Genomic DNA, 19075 nt, shown 5'->3' on the forward strand with positions numbered 1-19075 from the left:
TCGTCGATGTACCGTTCGTCGTTCCTGTAGAGCGTCCGGAGCATCCCCGGCCACGGCTTCTGCACCGTGAGGTAGCCGGCCTGGCCGGCCTCCACCTCGTTCCCGTCGGTGTCGACGACCTGCGCGTCGACGCCCGGCAGCGGCGGGCCGGCGCTGCCCGGCTTCATCGTCTTCACGCCGGGCAGCGTCGTCACCATCATGCCGCCGGTCTCGGTCTGCCACCAGGTGTCCACGATGGGACACTCCTCGTTGCCGATGTGGGTGTAGTACCACTTCCAGGCCCGCGGGTTGATGGGCTCGCCCACGGTGCCCAGCAGGCGCAGACTCGAGAGGTCGTGGCGGTCGGGGAAGTCGCTGCCCCACTTCATGAACGCCCGGATCGCGGTCGGGGCAGTATAGAGCTGGTTCACCTCGTAGTCCTCGATGATCTCCCAGAGCCGGTCGCGCTCGGGGTGGTCCGGCGTCCCCTCGTACATCACGGTGGTGGTGCCGAGCGCGAGGGGGCCGTAGACGATGTAGGAGTGGCCGGTGATCCAGCCGATGTCGGCCGAGCAGAAGTACGTGTCCTCGGGCTTGATGTCGAGCACCGCTTGCGAGGTCCAGGCGGTCCAGGCGAGGTAGCCGCCGGTGGTGTGCTTGACGCCCTTCGGTTGCCCCGTGGTGCCCGAGGTGTACATCAGGAACAGCATGTCCTCGGCGTCCCGCGACACCGGCTCGACCGTCGCGCCCTCCTGGTCGGCCACGAGGTCGCCGTAGTAGTGCTCGTTGTCCTCGAGCTCGTAGCCGTGGCCGTGCTCGCCGAGGCGGTCGACGACCACCACGTCGCTGACCTCGTGGCTCACGCCGTCGAGGCCCTCGCGGGTCTTCTCGAAGTGGTCGAGGGGGTCGCCCCGCCGGAAGTAGCCGTTGGCGGTGACCAGGTACTCCGAGTCCGCGCTCTCCATCCGGGTGGCGAGGGCGTCGGCCGAGAACCCGGCGAAGACGACGCTGTGCGGTGCGCCGATGCGGGCGCAGGCCAGCATCGCGATGGGCAGCTCCGGAATCATCGGCATGTACATCGTCACCACGTCGTCCTCGCCGACGCCCATGTCTCGAAGCGCCGCAGCGAACTCGTTGACCTCCCGGTGGAGCTCCTCGTAGGTGTAGGTCCGGTTCGCCTCGTCGGTGGGTTCGCCGATCCACTCGATGGCGGCCTCCTCGCCCCGGTCCTCGAGGTGGCGGTCGATGCAGTTCGCCGAGGCGTTCAGCTCGCCGCCGGTGAACCACTCGTAGAACGGCGGGTTCGAGTCGTCCAGCACCGTGTCGTAGTCGGTCTCCCAGTCGAGGAGGTCGGCCGCCCGCTCCCAGCAGTCGGGCCAGTCCTCCTCGAACTCCCGGTAGATGGAGTCGTCGGAGACGTTCGCCTGGGCGACGAACTCCTCGGGGGGTTCGAACTCGTCCTGTTCGGCGAGCCGTGCTTCCAGTTCCGCGGTCTCTTCGGCCATGAGTACGTCCTAATACTCATTAAGCAGAGCAATAAAGGTTGGCGCGAGTTAGCACACCGAACGCTGGCGAAAGCAGCGTGTTCCCGACGACAGGCGGCGCGAACCGCCGGATTAAGCCGGGCTTTCCGCGGCGTCTCAGTTCAGCGCGTCGACCTCGTCTGTCAGGTCGCCGGGCTCGTCCACGGGCCCGTTGACGAACAGGCCGTGGGCGATGACCAGCGCGGCGACGACGCCCGCGGCGGTCACCGCGGTCGGGAGCGCGAGCGGGGTCAGCACGCCGACGACCGCGCCGGCCCCCATCGTGGCGACGATGGCGACCAGCACGAGGTCGTAGTACTGGACGGTGTACTCCATGCGGGAGCTATCGACCCGCGGTCGGAAAAGCGTTGGTCGGCGGACGGTCGCGGTAGTCGGGTCAGTCCGGGGCGTCAGGCGACGCTGACGGTCTCCTGGTAGCTGCCGTACTCGGCCTCGAACACCTGCATGATCTCGCCCATCGTGGCGTATGCCTTGACGGCGTCGATGATGGCGGGCATCACGTTCTCGTCGCTCTGGATGGCGTCGTCGAGGTCCGCCAGGGCGGCCTCGACCGCCTCGTCGTCGCGCTCCTCCTTGACCTGGGCGAGGCGACGGCGTTGCCGTTCCTGGACCTCCTCGTCGACCTTCAGGATGTCCGGCCGGGTGTCCTCCTCGATCTCGTACTTGTTGACGCCGACGACCGTCTCCTCGCCCGCCTCGACGCGCTCCTGGTACTCGTAGGAGGCGTCCTGGATCTCGCGGTGGAAGTACCCCTGCTCGATGCCCTGGAGGACGCCGTCCCGGACCGAGCCGTCGCCCATCTCCTTGATCTCCTCGATGTAGGCCATCGCCTGCTCCTCGACCTCGTCGGTGAGGCTCTCGACCGCGAAGCTACCGCCCAGCGGGTCGACGATGTCGGCCGCGCCCGACTCGTCGGCGATGATCTGTTGGGTCCGGAGCGCGACCCGCACGGCCTCCTCGGAGGGCAGCGCCAGCGCCTCGTCGAAGCTGTTGGTGTGGAGGCTCTGGGTACCGCCGAGCACGCCCGCCAGCGCCTGGATGGTCACCCGGACGATGTTGTTGAGCGGCTGCTGGGCCGTGAGGCTCTGGCCGGCGGTCTGGGTGTGGAACTTGAGCTGCCTGCTGGCCTCCGCCTCGGCGCCGTACCACTCCTCCATCACGTTCGCGTAGATGCGGCGGGCCGCGCGGAACTTCGCGACCTCCTCGAAGATGGAGTTGTGCGAGTTGAAGAAGAAGGAGAGCTGCGGGGCGAACTCGTCGACGTCGAGCCCGCGGTCCATCGCGTCCTCGACGTAGGCGAACCCGTCGGCCAGGGTGAACGCCAGCTCCTGGACCGCGGTCGAGCCGGCCTCCCGGATGTGGTAGCCCGAGATGGAGATGGGCTTGAACTTGGGGGTCTCCTCGGCCGCGAACTCGATGGTGTCGGTCACGACCTCGAGGCTCGGCTCCGGCGGCACCACCCACTCCTTCTGGGCGATGAACTCCTTGAGCATGTCGTTCTGGAGGGTGCCCCGGATCTCCTCGCGGGGAACCCCCTGCTGGTCGGCCAGCGCGATGTACATCGCGTAGACGACGGGGGCGGACGGGTTGATGGTGAACGACGTCGAGACCTCGCCGAGGTCGATGCCGTCGAACAGGATCTCCATGTCCCGGAGGGTGTCGACCGCCACGCCCTCCTTGCCGACCTCGCCGTCCGAGAGGGGGTCGTCGGAGTCCTTGCCCATCAGGCTCGGCATGTCGAACGCGGTCGAGAGCCCGGTCTGGCCCTCGTCGATGAGGTAGTGGAACCGCTCGTTGGTCTCCTCGGCGGTGCCGAAGCCGGCGAACTGGCGCATCGTCCAGGTCCGGCCGCGGTACATCGTGGGGTAGACGCCGCGGGTGTAGGGGTCCTCGCCGGGGAAGCCCAGGTCCTCCTCGTAGTCGAGGTCCGCGACGTCCTCGGGGGTGTAGAGCCGGTCGACTTCGAGGTTCGACACCGTGGCGAACCGCTCCTTCCGCTCGCCGTAGGCGTCGAGGACCGGGTCGAGGGTCTCGTCCTCCCACTCCTCCTTGGCGTCGCGTATCTCCGCGAGGTCGTCGTCGTCGAACATACCCGTAATAATTGCCGGGTCGTCCATTAAGATTCCGCACCGGCTCTTTCGGCGCGGGTCCCCGGCCGACGCACGGCGTCAGTCCGGGGGAGCTGTCAGGAAGAGTCCGGCCGCGGTCACTGCAGTCGCTTGGTCGTCTCGACCAGCGGGTGGCGGGCGTAGTCGACCACCTGGACGTCCGCCAGCGACTCCAGGCCCTCCTTCTCGGCGGTCTTGGCCATCCCGAGGTCGACGTCCTCGTCGACCAGGATGACGTAGGCGTCCATCTCCTCGATGTCGAGCCGGTCGGCCGCCATCACCCGGTGGTGGCCGTCCGCCAGCAGCAGGTCGCCCGCCTCGTCGCTGCTCGCGGGTCGTTCCTCCCCGCTCGCCTCCCGGGACTCCTCGGGAGTCCCGCTACCGGGCGCGCAGTCGATGACCACCAGCGGCTCGGCCAGCCCGCGCTCGAGCTCGTAGGTCCGGCCCTCCAGCTCGTCGGCGTACACCTTGCCCTGCGTGGGGGTGAGGTCCTCGAGCGCCACCTCCCGGCGGGTCTGCTCGACCTCGGTGTCGTGGATGGACTCGAGGGTCCGCATCAGCTTGCCCACCTTCTCGGGGGTCGCCCGCTCGATCTGCGAGCGGATGACGTCGGTGTTCGAGATGATGCCCACCAGGTTGCCCGCGTCGTCGACCACGGGGAGCTTCTGGATGCCCGACCGGAGGATGACCCGGGCGGCGTCGTTGACGTCCATGTCGGGGTGGGCCACGATGAGGTCCTTGCTCATCACCTTGAAGATGGGCTCCTGGTCGTCGGCGAGCAGGAGGTCCCTGGCGTTGACGAACCCCTCGACCCGCCGGCCGTCACAGACCGGGTAGCCGTTGTGCTCGTCGCTCTCGACGATGCGGTGGGCCACCTCCCCGACGGTGGCGTCGGGCGACACCGTCGCCACCTCGCGGGTCATGTAGTCCTTGACCGTCGGCTTCCCGTCGGCGGTCCCGCCGTCGGCTGCCGGCACGTCCATGGGTACTCGCAAGCGGTCGCGGGTCAAAAAGGCTTCCCGCCGGGCCGGACCGTTCGCGGCGACCCGACCCCGGTCCGGCCGAGCGCGCGGTGCGACACCGGGCGGCGCAGATCAGTTCTCGGGCTCGACCGCGGTCGCGTCGAAGCTCACGTCGCCGCCGTGGGCGTACTCGCCGCCGCTCTCGGGGGTCGACTGGATCGTCTCGAAGAAGCGGTCGGTGATGACGTCGCTGACGACGCTGGCCAGCGAGGCCTCCTCCTCCTGCTCGACCGTGCCGAGCAGCCCGAGCGAGATCTGGGCGCCCGCCATGTCGGCGTGGCCGCCCGCGCTGCCGATCTGGCCGAACGCCGCCCGCATCGTCTCCCCGAGGTCGATGTCGGTCCCGCGGGCGCGCGCGGAGACGTACACCGTCCCGTCCCGGAAGCCGTACACCAGCGTGGTGGTGATGCCGTCCATGTCGAGCAGCTGGTCGGCCGCCTGGGCCAGGGCGTCGCGGTCGGCCAGCTTGCCGACGCAGGTCGCCAGCACGGACCCCTCGATCCGGCGGTTCCGGATGGCCCGGGCCAGGGTCTCGTACGTGTCGGCGCTCACCGACGGGCTCTCGACGCGCTCCAACAGCCCCACGTCGGCGTGGGGCAGCAGGTAGGCGGCGGCCTCGAAGTCGGCGGTCGAGACCTCCCGCGAGAAGTCCTTGGTGTCGACCCGGATGCCGTACAGCAGGCCGGTCGCGACCGCCTCGTCGAGGTCGATGCCGAGCCGCTGGACGTGCTCGGCCAGCAGGGTGGAGGTCGCGCCCACGTCGCTCCGGAGGTCGACGAACGTCGCCTCCGGGGCCTCCTTCGGCGGGTGGTGGTCGACGACGACGTCGACCGCGGTGTCGGCCGGGAGCTGGTCGTTGATGCCGGGCCGGGAGTGGTCGACCAGCGCGATCCCGCCGAACTCGTCGGGGTCGAACTCCGCCGCCTGCAGGTTCCGGAGGTCGAGGTCGAGCAGGTTGACGAACGCCCGGTTCTCCTGGTGGGAGATGTCGCCGAAGTAGCAGGGCTCGGCCTCGACGCCGACCTGCTCGGCGATGCGGCACAGCGCCACCGCGCTGGCGATGGCGTCGGGGTCGGGGTTGTCGTGCATGAACACCCCGAGCGTGCCGTCGATGGACCGCAGCGTCCGGCGGAGGCCCGCGGTCCGGACGGCGGAGTCGCCGAGCGCGACGGCCAGCACCCGGTGGGCGATTGCGGCGATCGGGTCGACCACGTGGTCGGCCAGCGCCTCGATCGCCTCGCGCTGGTCGTCGTCGCAACCCTCGCCGAGGAACCCGACCACGTAGGCGTTCGGGAACAGCTCGGTCGCGAGCTCGGCCGCGCGGCGGTTGACCTCGGGGTCGGGGTCGGCCACGACCACCATCTCGGCGCTGCCGGCGCTCCCCCGCACCGTCTCCGGGTCCGTCGGGTCGCCGAGGGTGGCCGAGACGCCCTCCTCGCGGAGCGCGTCGATGCGGTTCTCGGCGTCGTCGATGACGAGCAGGCTCCCCGGTTCGTCGGCTATCGCCTCCACGAGGTTCTGTCCGACGGTTCCACACCCCAGTATCAACCGGGAAACCATCCTACCCCGCGCTTCCCGTTGCGCGGCCTAAAGTCTACCGTCTACCGGCGCACGCCGGGGTCGTCCGTCCACCGTCGCTCTCCGCGACCGCCGCCGCCGGTGTTCGAGGTCGGATCGCCGGACGGTCCCGCGGCTCGCGGGAACGGGACTCCGAAGAAAGCCGAGATCGGAAGCGAGTCGCGTTACGCCACGAGCGCCGCGGCAGCGTCGGTGGCGTACTGCCAGACCGGGCCGAACCCGGGCAGGACGAGCACGGTGACGACCGCGGCCGCGACCAGCGCGGCGTAGAGGCCGGCCGGCTTCGACTCGATGTCGAACTCGTCCGCCGGCTCCTCGATCCACATCGCCTTCACGACCCGCGAGTAGTAGTACAGCGACAGCGCGCTGTTGATCGCGCCGACGGCCGCGAGCCACCAGAAGCCCGCGCCGACCGCGGCGCCGAACAGGAAGTACTTGCTCATGAAGCCGCCGCCGACCGGGAGCCCCGCGAGGTTGAACAGCAGCACGGTCATGACCGCGCAGGCGAACGGCGCCTGGGAGGCCAGCCCGTTGAAGTCCTCGAAGGTCCGGCCGACCGACCAGTACTCGGTCAGGGCGATGAACAGGAACGCGCCCGTGTTCATGAACCCGTAGACGAGCAGGTGGGCCATGCCGCCGGCCAGCACCAGCCGGTCGTCGCCGCCGGTCAGCGCCGCCAGCCCGATGAGGACGTAGCCCGCGTGACCGATCGACGAGTACGCGAGCATCCGCTTGACCTCGTCCTGGGTCGCGGCCGCGAAGTTACCGAGGGTCATCGTCACGACCGCCAGGACCTGGGCCGCCAGGACCCAGTTGACGTCGGCGGCCGCGCCGGTCACCAGCTGGTCGACCGGGAACGCGACGGTGAACACCCGGAACGCCGCGGCGAACCCGGCGGCCTTCGAGGCCGACGAGAGGAACGCCGCGACCGGTGCGGGCGCGCCCTCGTACGCCTCGGGCGCCCAGAAGTGGAACGGCACCGAGGCGGTCTTGTACGCGAACCCGCCCAGGATCATCAGCACGCCGATGCCGAGCACGCCGGTCAGGTCGGTCCCGCCGACGGCGCTCGCGATCTCGGGCAGCAGCAGCGAGCCGGTGACGCCGTAGACGAGGCTGACGCCGTACACGAAGATGGCCGACGACAGCGCGCCGATGAGGAAGTACTTCAGCCCGGCCTCGACGCTGCCGCGGTTGCGCTTCAGGATGGCGACCAGCGCGAACGACGGCAGGCTCGACAGCTCGATGCTGACGAACACCACCGCGAGGCTGTTGGCGGCCGCCATCAGCGTCATGCCCGTCGCCGCGAGCAGCACCAGCGCGTAGTACTCCGCCTGGTAGGAGTGGTCGCGCATGTAGTCGTAGCTGGCGACCACGACCAGCGCGGTCACGCTGGCGAACACGAAGGCGAAGAACAGCGCCATCGTGTCGACGACCAGTGAGTTCTGGTAGAGCCGGATCGGGTCCTCGCCCGTGCCGGCCAGCAGGTACCACGCCGCGAGCCCGACCGCCACCAGCGACCCGAGGGCCGCGGTGCCTGCCAGCACGCCCCGGTCGGTGTCGTCGGGGTTGATGCTGTCGATCACCAGCAGCAGCAGGGCGGTCAGCCCGAGCGCGAGCGTCGGCCCGAGCGACATCCACGTCGGAAGCTGGTACGCCATCTATACACCACCTCCGACCGCCGGAACCAGCGGATTGACCGCGTCCTGAATCATCGTGTAGAAGATGCTCGGTTCGACGCCCAGCAGGATGACCAGCAGGATGAGCACCACGAGCGGCGCCACGTCGTGGAACGCGGCCGGGCCGACCTCGTAGTCGGTCTCGACCTCGAACGTCCCGAACAGGGTGCGCTGCATCGCGAACAGCAGGTAGCCCGCGACCACGACGATGCCGAACATCGCGGCGGCCGTGAACCACACCGAGCCCGCGAACGCGCCGAACGAGCCCAGGAAGATGAACAGCTCCGCCGCGAAGCCGGCCATCAGCGGCAGGCCCATGTAGCCGAACGCGCCCGCGACGAACACCGCCACGGTGAACGGCATCCGGCTAGCCAGCCCGGACATGTCCGAGACCATCCGGGTGTGGGTCGTGTTGTAGATGACGCCGACCGCCATGAACATCAGCCCCGAGATGAGGCCGTGGGCGACCATCTGGAACGTCGCCCCGCCCATGCCGTACAGCGTGTAGGCCACCAGCCCGAGGATGACGTACCCCATCGACGACACCGAGGAGTACGCCACGATGCGCTTGAGGTCCGACTGGGCCAGCGCCAGCATCGCGCCGTAGATGACGCTGACCACCGCGAACAGCGCGATAATCTGGGCGTTCTGCTGGGCGACCTCCGGCAGCATCGTGAAGTTGAACCGGAGCAGGGCGTAGGTGCCCATCTTCAGCAGCACGCCGGCCAGCATGATCGAGACCGGGGTCGGGGCCTCGACGTGGGCGTCGGGCAGCCACGTGTGGAACGGGACGACCGGGACCTTCACCGCGAAGCCGGCGAACATGGCGACGAACGCCGCCGTCCGGAGCGTACTCGCGTCGATCGGCCCGAGCCCGCCGAGTTCGCCCGCCCGCAGCGCCTGGGCGATGGCGGGCATGTCGAGGGTTGTCACCGAGTCGCCGAGCCCGAACACCAGCGCGATGAACCCGATGAACATCGCGAGGCTGGCGATGTTCGTGTAGACGAACATCTTGATGGCGGCGTACTTCCGGCGCGGGCCGCCCCAGACGCCGATGAGCACGTACATCGGCACCAGCACCATCTCCCAGAAGACGAACCACAGGAAGAAGTCCAGCGCCGAGAAGACGCCGAGCAGGCTCGCCTCCAGGAAGAGCATCAGGCCGTAGAACTGGCTCTGGCGCTCGTCGATGGGGGTCCACGACGCCAGCAGCGCCAGCGACGTGAGCACCGTGGTCAGCGCGACCAGCGGCATGCTGATGCCGTCGAGCCCGACGTGCCAGTTCAGCCCGTACGGGCCGGCGGTGACCCACCGGAACTGGGTCTCGAAGGCCAGTTCGCTACCCGCCAGCAGGGCGTTCCCGCTGGCCTCGTAGGTGCTGTACATCCAGAGGCTCCCGGCGAGCGGGAGCAGGCTGAGCGCGAACGCGAGCTTGCCCGCCACCCGGTTCGGGGCGACGAACACCGCGAGCGCGCTCGCCATCGTCACGGCGATGAGTGCTTCGATCCACATTCAGAACCAACCTCCCAAGAGACCGATGGCGACGAGCAGGACGACGAAGCTCGCGGTCAGCAGGAAGGCGTAGTTCGACACCACGCCGGTCTGGACCCGCCGGACCCGGCTGCCGCCGAACAGGCTCACGCTCGAGACGCCGTTGACCACGCCGTCGATGACGCCCTGGTCGAACTTGTCCGCGGCGCGGGCCAGCGGCAGGGTGAGCCCCTCCGCGAGCCAGACCTGGTACTCGTCCTGGTAGTAGTTGTTGTACAGCACCGTCTTCGCGCCGCCCAGCTTGTCGGTGTACTCCTGCGGGTCGCTGGAGTACAGGTAGTAGCCCAGGCCCGCGCCTGCCAGCGCCAGCGCCAGCGAGGCGCCCGCACTGAGCAGCACCGTCGTCAGTTCCGAGCCGATGGTGCCGGCGGTGTAGTGGGCGAAGTCGTGGGTGAGCTCGCCGTAGTGGTGCGCCGAGAGCGCCTCCGGCCCGGCGTCGAGCCAGTCGTGGAGGTACTCGATGTGGAGGCCGGTCAGCTTCGCGACCGGCACCATGTTGACCAGCCCGGCCACCGCGGCCAGGACGCCGAGCACCGCGAGCGGACCCTTCACGTTCCAGCGCACGCCGTGGGGGTTGCGTGCGGTGTCCGACCGGGGCTCGCCGTGGAACGTCAGCGCCACCATCCGGAAGGTGTAGAACCCGGTGAAGAACACCGCGAGCAGGCCCATCGCGTAGGCCGCGAGCAGCAGCGGGCTGGTGAGGCCGTGGACGAGCGCCTCGTAGAGGATCTCGTCCTTCGACCAGAAGCCCGCGAACGGGACGATGCCCGCCAGCGCGAGCGACCCCGAGAGGAAGGTGTAGTAGGTCACCTTCATCTCGTCCTTCAGGCCGCCCATGTCCCACATGTCCTCGTTGTGGTGCATGGCGATGATGACCGACCCGGCGCCGAGGAACAGCAGCGCCTTGAAGAACGCGTGGGTCATCAGGTGGAAGGTGGCGGCGACGTAGCCGCCGGCGCCCAGCCCCAGCATCATGTAGCCGTACTGGGAGATGGTCGAGTACGCCAGCACCTGCTTGATCTCCTTCTTGACGACGCCCATGGTCGCGGCGAACAGGGCCGTGAAGCCGCCGACGAACGCGATGAGCGCCAGCACGTTCGGCAGCAGCGCGTAGAACCCGTAGATGCGCGCGACCAGGTAGACGCCGGCCGCGACCATCGTCGCCGCGTGAATCAGCGCCGAGACGGGGGTCGGACCCTCCATGGCGTCGGGCAGCCAGGTGTGGAGCGGGAACTGGGCGGACTTGCCGATGACGCCGCCCAGGATGAGCAGGCCCAGCACCGCGAACCACGCCTGCGGGTCGAGCCCGAGGTAGGTCGTCACCTCGGCCGCACCCTCGCCCGCGAGGACCTGTTCGGCGATGTGGGGGAACGAGTGGAGCGCGCCCTCGCCCTCGCCGCCGACGAACATCGAGGTGCCGAAGGTGGCGAAGACGCCGACGAGGCCGACGAGGAAGAAGTAGTCACCGAAGCGGGTGACCAGGAACGCCTTCTTCGCCGCGCTCGGCGGCGCCTCGTCGCGGAACCAGAAGCCGATGAGCAGCCACGAGCACAGGCCCACCAGCTCGAAGAACATGAACGCCATCAGCAGGTTGTCCGCGAACACGAACGACAGCATGCTCGCGGTGAACAGGCCCAGCCCGGCGTAGTACCGGGGCAGGCCCGTCTCGCCCTCGTCGTTCATGTAGCCGAGGCTGAAGATGTGGACCAGGAACGCGACCAGCGAGACGATGACGAGCATCATCGCCGACAGCGGGTCGACGAGGACGCCCAGGTGCAGGTCGAACGTCGCCTCGCCGGCGCCCGCGACCCACGTGATGTACTCGTGGTACGTCTCGCCGCCCGCCACCGTGAGCGCGACCCACAGCGACAGCAGCAGCGAACCGCCGGTCGCGATGATGCCGGGGATCGCGCCGCCCTTGGGCAGCAGCCGCGGGGCGAACGCGCCGACGAACAGCGCGATCAGGAACGATACGAACGGCAGGGCCGCGATGGCCGGAGTCAGTTCGAAGGGGAGTGCTGCCATCGTTTCACCACCTCATGGTTGTCGCTTCGGTCACGTCCACGTCCGCGAAGTTGCGGTACAGCACGAGGATGATGCCGATGCCGACCGCGACCTCGGCGGCCGCCAGCGCCAGCGTGAACAGGCTGAACGTCTGGCCCGTCAGGTTGCCGTGGAACCGCGAGAACGCCACGAGGTTGATGTTCGCGGCGTTCAGCAGCAGCTCCACGCTCATCAGGAACAGCAGCGCGTTCCGGCGGGTCAGGATGCCGAACACGCCGACGCAGAAGATCGCGGCCGACAGCAGGAGGTAGTACTGGATGGGTACCATCAGTCGTCCACCTCCGTTCGCTCTCCGCCGTCTGCCACGACTTCGCCGGGCGTCGACTCCTGCTCGACCGCGTCCGAGCGCAGCGCCGACGTGATCTCGCCGCCGTCGTCGCGCCGGGCCAGCATCACCGCGCCGACCAGCGCCGCGACCAGCACGAGGTCGATGACCTCGAAGGGGATGAGGAACCCCTCGCTGGGGATCGCGTTCTGTGCCGCGATGTTGAACATCGCGTAGCCGATGCTGGCGGTGACGCCGGCGTCGCCCGCGAAGCTCTCGGCGGCCTCGCCGAACTCGGCGCCGACGAAGACCCACGCCATGACCGCGAACAGCGCGACGGCGGCAACGCCGGGCCACAGCCGGCCCCGGTCGTCGACGTCGGGTCGGGCGCTGAGGCCCCGCTCCTCGCGGTCGTCGTCGTATCCACTCATGCGTTCGATACCTCCTCCGTGTCAGCCTGGCGCGTCAGCATCACGGCGAACGTGATGAGGACGAGCACGCCGCCCACGTAGACGAGCACCTGCATCGCGGCGAGGAACTCGGCCTGTAACATCACGTAGTGGACCGCGACTGAGAGCAGCGCGACACCCAGCAGTAACGCCGAGTGCCACACGTCCCGCACCAGGACGACGCCCAGGCTGCTCGCCAGCGTGACGAGGGCGAACAGCCCGAACGCGAGTGTCTCGTATACCATTTCAGTCACCTTGAAATTCTCGTAATCCGCCTTTTAACGTTTCGAGACGGACTTACTGGTAGTCCACCTCGCCCTCGCCCTCGCCGATCCACGCGCCCCGGTCGGGTTCGCGGGACTCGAGGGGGTCCATGTCCTTGTACCAGGGGACGTTCTTGAGCTGCTCCTTGTTGTACACGAGGTCGTCCTTGGTGTCGCCGGTGAACTCGAAGTTCTCGGTCAGCAGGATGGCGTCGACGGGACAGACCTCCTCGCACAGCCGGCAGTAGATGCACTGGCCGATGTGGAGGTTGTACTGCTCGCCGTTGCGCTGGTCGTCCTGCACGATCTGGATCGTGTCGTTCGGACAGACGTTCTCGCACTGGCGACACCAGATGCAGCGCTCCTGGCTGAACTTGTGGACCCCGCGGAACCGCGGGCTTACTTCGGGCGCCACGTCCGGGTACTCGACCGTGAACGTGGACCCGTCCAGTGCGTGCTTCAGCGTCGTTGCCATGGACTTGAGGACTCCGATCATTAGAGCATCACCCCGACGATGACGGCCGTGAGCACCAGGTTGGCGAAGCTCAGCACGAGCATGCCCTTCCAGCCGATCTCGATCAGCTGGTCGATGCGGACGCGCGGCACGGCCGACCGCGCCCACTGCGTGAACAGGAAGACGGCCCAGATCTTGATGAGGAACCAGACGAACCCGGGCAGCACCGGGCCCGCGGGGCCGCCGAGGAAGAAGGTCGTGATGATCGCGCCGCCGAGGAAGATGTGGATGAACTCGCCCATGTAGAACAGGACGAAGTAGATGCTCGAGTACTCGGTCATGTACCCGGCCACGATCTCGGTCGGCGCCTCGGGGATGTCGAACGGATTGCGGCCGACCTCCGCGAGGTTCGCCACCACGAACAGCACGAACGCGAACGGGTTGACGAACGCGAACCACGACGGGATCGTGATGCCGGCGACCGTCACCAGCGGCTCGGCCTGCTGGGCGACGATCTCGCTCATCTGGAGCGTGCCCGTGAACAGGATGACCGACGCCGCGGTGACGACCAGCGGGATCTCGTAGGCGATGTTCTGCGCGATGGCGCGCAGTCCGCCCATCAGCGAGTACTTGTTGTTCGACGCGTAGCCGGCCATCGCCAGCCCGAGGGTGGCGATCGAGGCGGCCGCGAAGATGTAGGCGGCCCCGCTCTCGGGGTCGGCCAGCTGCAGGTTGACGCCGAAGATCGACCCCATCGGCACGACCGCGAACCCGATGAGCGCCGACGACGCCAGCACGATGGGCGCGAGGTCGTACGCCGGACGGTCGACGCCGTCCGGGATGATGAGCTCCTTGGCCATCAGCTGGACCGCGGCGGCCGGGATGATGAGCAGGCCCGCGGGGCCGTGGCGGTTGACCGCGATGCGGTCGGTGAACGCCGCGGTTATCTTCCGCTTGGCCCACGGTCCGGCGACGCCGGCGTTGGCCAGCATGATGTTGGCGATGATGAACGCGCCGATGAACGCCGCGATCGCCTCCTGCCAGACCGTCAGGTCGCCGCCGAACAGCCACCGGCCGATGGTCTCGGGCAGCAGCGGCTCGGCCTGGCCCTGGAGGGGGAGGAGCGGACTCATCAGCGGTCCACCTCCCCGAGGATCACGTCGAGGCTCCCGAGCGCGGCGACCAGGTCGGGCACGTACTCGCCCTCGGCCATCGCCTCCAGCGAGTGGAGGTTGTTGAAGCAGGGGCTCCGGATCTTGAACCGGCCGGGCTTGTCGGTGCCGTCCGACCGGATGTAGATGCCGAGCTCGCCCTTCGCGGCCTCGACAGCCCGGTAGACTTCGGTGTCGGGGTCGGGCTTGAGCGTCCGCGGGACGTTGCTCTGGATGTTGCGCTCGTCCTCGGGCCAGTCTTCGAGCAGGTCGACGCACTGGCTGATGATCTTGGCCGACTCCTCGACCTCGCGCATCCGGACGAGCAGCCGGGCGAAGTTGTCGCAGCCGTCCTCGGTGACGACGTCCCAGTCGAGCTCGTCGTAGTAGCCGTACGGGTCGTCCCGTCGCAGGTCGTAGTCGACGCCCGACGCGCGGGCGACCGGCCCCGTGCAGCCGTACTGCTTGGCCACGTCGGGTTCGAGGATGCCCGTGTTGATGGTGCGCTTCTGGAAGATCTCGTTGCCCGTGATGAGGTCGTGGTACTCCTCGAGGGTCTCGGGCAGGTCGTCGATGAAGTCCCGGATCTTCGCGAAGAACTCCTCGCGGGGCTCGGGCAGGTCCCAGACCACGCCGCCGAGCCGGAAGTAGTTGAACATCATCCGCTGGCCCGTGAGGTCCTCCAGGATGTTCTGGACCTTCTCGCGGTCGCGCATCGCGTACATGAAGATGGCCGTGAAGTCGCCGTAGATGTCCAGACAGAACGTCCCGAGCGCCAGCAGGTGGGCCGCGATGCGGCAGAGTTCGGCGCCCATCGTCCGGATGATCTGGGCGTACTCGGGCACCTCGATGTCGTTGAGGTCCTCGGCCACGCGGGCGTACGCCCACTCGTTGAGCAGCCCCGCCGACGAGTAGTCCCACCGGTCGGGGTACGGCATGATCTGGTGGCGGTACGTGCCCTGCTGGGCCATCTGCTCCTCGCACCGGTGGAGGTAGCCGATGTCGGGGTCGACGTCCGCGACCTGCTCGCCGTCGAGGACGGCCTTGACGTGGAGGACGCCGTGTGTCGCGGGGTGGTGGGGACCGATGTTGAGGAACATCGTGTCCGACTCGGCGTCCTTCGACGACTCGGCGAGCGGGTTGACGTGCTCGCTCAGCGTGACGAGCTGGGGCTTGTCCTGGTCGTAGTCCGAGCTCAGCGGGTGGCCCTGCCAGGTCTCGGGCAGCAGGATCCGCCGCAGGTCGGGGTGGTTCTCGTACTCGATGCCGACCAGGTCGTAGGCCTCCCGCTCGTGCCACTCCGCCGTCTTGTACACCGACGCCGCCGACTCGCTGGTCGGGTCCTCCGGGTCGGTGGGGACGACCACGCCGACCTCCTGGGTCCGGTCGTCGTACTTGGTCAGGTGGTAGATGCTCTCGTAGCGGTCCGGGTAGTCCTGGGCGGTCACCATCGAGAGGTGGTCGAAGCCCGCCTCGTCCCGGAGGAGTTCGAGCGTCTCCGCGACCTCGTCGGGCCGGACCACGAACGCCTCGGCGTTGAGGTGGGTCTCGCGGCCGATGACGCGGTCGCCGAGCAGCGCCTCGAGTTCGTCGTAGTCGACGCCGGCCTCGGTGACGCCGACGTCGGTGCTTCGCTTCTCCAGGCTCATGGCGAATCAGCCCAGTTGTACCGCATCACGAGGGTGTCCTCGTCGATGTCGTCGGCGAGCTTCTCGACGAGCTCGTCGCGCTCGAGGTCGCCGAACTGCTCGAGCTCGTAGGGCTTGACCGTCACCGGGCTCGACTCGCCGTTGGCGATCCGCTCCTGGAGCTTGACGACGCCGTAGACCAGCGCCTCGGGCCGGGGCGGGCAGCCGGGGACGTGGATGTCGACCGGGATGACCTCCTCGGCGCCCTTGATGACGTTGTACCCCTCCTGGAACGGGCCGCCCGAGATGGCGCACGAGCCCATGTTGACGACGAACTTGGGCTCGGGCATCTGGTCGTACACCCGCTTCATCCGGGGCGCGAACTTCGAGACGATGGTCCCGGGCACGATCATCACGTCGGCCTGCCGCGGCGACGCCCGGGGGACGCCCGACCCGAAGCGGTCGAGGTCGTGCTTGACCGCGTAGGTGTGCATCATCTCGATGCTGCAGCAGGCGATCCCGAACTGCAGCATGAACATCGACGAGCCCCGCACCCAGTTCATGAACTTGTCGAACTTCGTGAGGATGAACGGCGACGAGCCGAACGCCTCCCGCAGCTTCGAGTTGAACCGGTTGTCCAGATCCGGGCCCGTCCGCGCCTCGCGGGTCTTGGTCTGCGGGTCTGTGCTACCGTGAATCGTCTCCCGTGGTTCGTTGCTCATTGTCGTTCCACGCTCCGTTGCGACCGTTCGGGGTTCTTCACCCACCGGACTGCGCCGTTACGCCACGCCCAGCCGAGACCGACGACGAGGACGCCGATGAAGATCAGCATCGGCAGCAGGGCCCCCGTCAGGCCCACGCCCTCCATCGAGACCGCGTTCTGGTAAATGACCGTCCAAGGGAAGATGAGGACGGTCTCGATGTCGAACACGACGAACAGCAGCGCAACCATGTAGTACTGGATGTTGAAGCGGATGCGCGTGCCGCCCGTCGGCACCTCGCCGCTCTCGTAGGTGGTGGTTTTTCCTTTTTCGGGCACGGTGGGCCGGAGCAGGCTGGACAGGGTCATCATCCCCGCCGGAATCAACAGCCCCACCAGCGCCAGCGCGCCAATCGCTATCCATGGATTCATGCCGATATTCTCCTACCATCCCGAGATTATGAGCGCACCCCTATAAGCGTTGATTCTTGCGATTCGTCCGAATCCGGCCGCCTCGGCTGCCTTTCGCGGGTTTGACGGTTTCTGTCGGGAAACGGAATGTTTCCGTCCGGGCGTCGCGGCCTGCCGGGGTTCACCGGCGCTACGCCGCTGTCGTCAGTTCCGGGGACTGACGTTAAGCCGAGCAATCCAGCGGCACGCCTCGGAGGGACCTCGATACGCGGCGCTGCTGGCGTCGACGAGGACCTGTCACCGACGGAGAGTCCGCTTCGGGCGGCCCTACTCCTCGTCGCGGAACGCCGGCGTCCCCCGCTCGTGGAGCCGCCGGGAGACGTCCGCGACGCTCTCCTGGAGGTCGTCGTGATACGCCACCAGTTCGTCCCGCAACTCGTCGTGCTGGCGGGCCAGGATCTGGACCGCCGACAGCGCCGCGTTGAACGACTTGCCGGCGTCGACCGCGACGATGGGGGCGCCCGTCGGCATCCCGACCACCGAGGGCAGCGACTTCTCCTGGACCGGGACGCCGACGACGGGGAGCGGGTAGGCCAGCGAGGCGGTCATGTTCGGCAGGTCGGCCGACTTGCCGCCGGCGCCGGCGATGATCACGTCGAGCCCCCGGTCCTCGGCGGTCTCGGCGTAGGCGTACATCAGCTCCGGGGTCCGGTGGGCCGACACCACGTACGTCTCGAAGGTGAACCGGGACTCCGGCGGGTCGTCGTAGTCGGTGACCTCCTCGAACCCGAGTTCGGTCAGCGCGTCGTAGGCGCCCGGGGAGTCGCCGGTCCCGGCCATGACGTCGAGGTCCGAGTCGCTCCCCATGATGATGCCGACGTCGGGGGTGTCCTCGGGGTCTCTATCGCGCTCTGCCTCCGCTCGAAGGTGGTCGATGAGGTCCTGGAGTTCGCCGTCGCTCATTCGAAGGTCACCTCCTCGCGCAGGTCGCGGGCCCGCCGCAGGAGCTCGTCCACGTCGTCCGCATCGTTCGCATTCTCGTCGTTGCTCTCGTCGCCCACGTCACTCCCCTCACAGTCGCCGACCAGCGTGAAGTGGCCCATCTTCCGGAGCGGGTACACCTCGCGCTTGCCGTACCAGTGGTAGCTCGCGCCGGGCGTGGCCAGAATCGCCTCCTCGCCCGATATCTCGGCGGACCGGCGCTCGTCGCCGTCGCCGAGGATGTTCGCCGACACCACCGGGCTCCGGAGGTCGGTCGCGCCGAGCGGGCGGCCCGTCACCGCACGAGCGTGCTGCTCGAACTGGGAGGTCAGCGCGCCCTCGATGGTGTAGTGGCCCGAGTTGTGGGGTCGCGGGGCGATCTCGTTGACCAGAATCTCGCCGTCGGGGGTCTCGAACAGCTCGATACCGTACACGCCCCGCCCCGACAGCAGGTCGAGCACGTCCTCGGCCACCTCGCGGGCGCGTTCGGCGACCGCCTCGTCGGTCCGGGCCGGCACGACCGTCTCGCGCAGGATCTCCTCGCGGTGGACGTTCTCGCCGAGCGGGAAGGTGGCGGTCTCGTCCGCCCCTTTCGCGCCGATGATCGAGACCTCGCGCTCGAAGTCCACGAACTCCTCGACCATCGCGCCGCCCTCGACCTGGGCCAGCGCCTCGTCGATGTCGCCCTCCTTCTCGACCGGGACGTTGCCGCGGCCGTCGTAGCCGCCCTCGCGGGCCTTGAGCATGACCGGGTAGCCGAAGTCCTCGACCGCGGCCTCCAGGTCCGCGCGGTCGTCGACCCGCCGGAACTCCGGGACCGGAATCCCGGCCTCCCGCAGCGTCTCCTTCTGGACCAGCTTGTCCTGGATGGTCCGGAGCGTCTCGGGGTCGGGGTCGACGGGCACGCCGTACTCCCGCTCGACCGCCTCGAGCACGTCGGGGTCGGCGAGCTCGATCTCGTAGGTCAGGTGGTCGGCCCGCTCGGCCAGCTCCCGGACGGCCGCCTCGTCGTCGAACTCCCCGACGATCTGGTCCCGGGCGACGAGCGAGGCCGGGCACTCGGGCGTCGGGTCGAGCACGACCAGTTCGACGCCGAGCGGGGCGGCCGCCTCCGCCAGCATCCGGCCGAGCTGTCCGCCGCCGACGACGCCGAGCGTCTCGTTGTCGGTCATCTGGGCGGAGATTGTGGACGCCCCTGCATAAGATTTGCCAACTGGGGCGAGCGATATCCACGTTCGTGGCCACCGCCGC

At 68.5% G+C, this 19075-nt stretch carries 18 protein-coding genes; all 18 read right to left on the reverse strand.

Translation table 11 applies throughout. From position 1 onward, the window contains the following. A partial coding sequence (locus ACQUQF_RS13030) for an acetate--CoA ligase (protein ID WP_435179534.1) occupies nt 1-1484 on the reverse strand: 1484 nt, incomplete at its 3' end. A gap of 135 nt (nt 1485-1619) precedes the next feature. Further along, nucleotides 1620-1838, reverse strand: a complete 219-nt coding sequence (locus ACQUQF_RS13035; protein WP_435179535.1) for a hypothetical protein — start codon at nt 1836-1838, stop codon at nt 1620-1622. A 74-nt stretch (nt 1839-1912) separates the two neighbouring features. Continuing rightward, nucleotides 1913-3613, reverse strand: coding sequence for an acyl-CoA mutase large subunit family protein (locus tag ACQUQF_RS13040; protein WP_435179536.1), 1701 nt, complete (start codon nt 3611-3613; stop codon nt 1913-1915). A 116-nt stretch (nt 3614-3729) separates the two neighbouring features. Beyond that, nucleotides 3730-4614, reverse strand: coding sequence for a CBS pair associated ParBc domain-containing protein (locus ACQUQF_RS13045; protein WP_435179537.1), 885 nt, complete (start codon nt 4612-4614; stop codon nt 3730-3732). 111 nt (nt 4615-4725) lie between these two features. Beyond that, on the reverse strand, nt 4726-6213 hold the full coding sequence (locus ACQUQF_RS13050; RefSeq protein ID WP_435179538.1) for an NAD-binding protein: 1488 nt from the start codon (nt 6211-6213) through the stop codon (nt 4726-4728). 182 nt (nt 6214-6395) lie between these two features. Beyond that, entirely contained in the window at nt 6396-7889 is a 1494-nt protein-coding gene (locus tag ACQUQF_RS13055; protein ID WP_435179539.1) for an NADH-quinone oxidoreductase subunit N, read from the reverse strand. After that, entirely contained in the window at nt 7890-9419 is a 1530-nt protein-coding gene (locus ACQUQF_RS13060; RefSeq protein ID WP_435179540.1) for a complex I subunit 4 family protein, read from the reverse strand. After that, nucleotides 9420-11483: an NADH-quinone oxidoreductase subunit L gene (nuoL, locus tag ACQUQF_RS13065; protein WP_435179541.1), complete on the reverse strand. Its 2064-nt coding sequence runs from the start codon at nt 11481-11483 to the stop codon at nt 9420-9422. It lies immediately after the preceding gene. Nucleotides 11484-11487: 4 nt separating this feature from the next. Continuing rightward, nucleotides 11488-11790, reverse strand: coding sequence for an NADH-quinone oxidoreductase subunit NuoK (gene nuoK / locus ACQUQF_RS13070; RefSeq protein WP_435179542.1), 303 nt, complete (start codon nt 11788-11790; stop codon nt 11488-11490). Next, on the reverse strand, nt 11790-12218 hold the full coding sequence (locus tag ACQUQF_RS13075; RefSeq protein WP_435179543.1) for an NADH-quinone oxidoreductase subunit J family protein: 429 nt from the start codon (nt 12216-12218) through the stop codon (nt 11790-11792). Before ACQUQF_RS13075 ends, nuoK begins: the two co-directional genes overlap by 1 nt. Continuing rightward, on the reverse strand, nt 12215-12481 hold the full coding sequence (locus tag ACQUQF_RS13080; protein ID WP_435180394.1) for an NADH-quinone oxidoreductase subunit J: 267 nt from the start codon (nt 12479-12481) through the stop codon (nt 12215-12217). Before ACQUQF_RS13080 ends, ACQUQF_RS13075 begins: the two co-directional genes overlap by 4 nt. A gap of 52 nt (nt 12482-12533) precedes the next feature. Continuing rightward, nucleotides 12534-12995, reverse strand: coding sequence for a NuoI/complex I 23 kDa subunit family protein (locus ACQUQF_RS13085; RefSeq protein WP_128478025.1), 462 nt, complete (start codon nt 12993-12995; stop codon nt 12534-12536). Next, nucleotides 12995-14086 carry a complex I subunit 1/NuoH family protein gene (locus ACQUQF_RS13090; protein WP_435179544.1) on the reverse strand — a complete coding sequence of 364 codons (1092 nt, stop codon included), beginning with the start codon at nt 14084-14086 and terminating at the stop codon, nt 12995-12997. Before ACQUQF_RS13090 ends, ACQUQF_RS13085 begins: the two co-directional genes overlap by 1 nt. Further along, on the reverse strand, nt 14086-15753 hold the full coding sequence (locus tag ACQUQF_RS13095) for an NADH-quinone oxidoreductase subunit D (RefSeq protein ID WP_435179545.1): 1668 nt from the start codon (nt 15751-15753) through the stop codon (nt 14086-14088). The genes ACQUQF_RS13090 and ACQUQF_RS13095 overlap by 1 nt, the downstream gene beginning before the upstream one ends. Continuing rightward, nucleotides 15750-16454: an NADH-quinone oxidoreductase subunit B gene (locus tag ACQUQF_RS13100; protein WP_435179546.1), complete on the reverse strand. Its 705-nt coding sequence runs from the start codon at nt 16452-16454 to the stop codon at nt 15750-15752. Before ACQUQF_RS13100 ends, ACQUQF_RS13095 begins: the two co-directional genes overlap by 4 nt. Continuing rightward, nucleotides 16451-16864, reverse strand: a complete 414-nt coding sequence (locus ACQUQF_RS13105) for an NADH-quinone oxidoreductase subunit A (protein ID WP_435179547.1) — start codon at nt 16862-16864, stop codon at nt 16451-16453. Before ACQUQF_RS13105 ends, ACQUQF_RS13100 begins: the two co-directional genes overlap by 4 nt. A 306-nt stretch (nt 16865-17170) precedes the next feature. Continuing rightward, nucleotides 17171-17806, reverse strand: a complete 636-nt coding sequence (gene purE, locus ACQUQF_RS13110) for a 5-(carboxyamino)imidazole ribonucleotide mutase (protein ID WP_435179548.1) — start codon at nt 17804-17806, stop codon at nt 17171-17173. After that, nucleotides 17803-18996: a 5-(carboxyamino)imidazole ribonucleotide synthase gene (locus ACQUQF_RS13115; RefSeq protein WP_435179549.1), complete on the reverse strand. Its 1194-nt coding sequence runs from the start codon at nt 18994-18996 to the stop codon at nt 17803-17805. The genes purE and ACQUQF_RS13115 overlap by 4 nt, the downstream gene beginning before the upstream one ends. Nucleotides 18997-19075: the final 79 nt, after the last annotated feature.

This window comes from Halorussus sp. AFM4, assembly GCF_051194995.1.
Classification (GTDB): Archaea; Halobacteriota; Halobacteria; order Halobacteriales; family Haladaptataceae; genus Halorussus.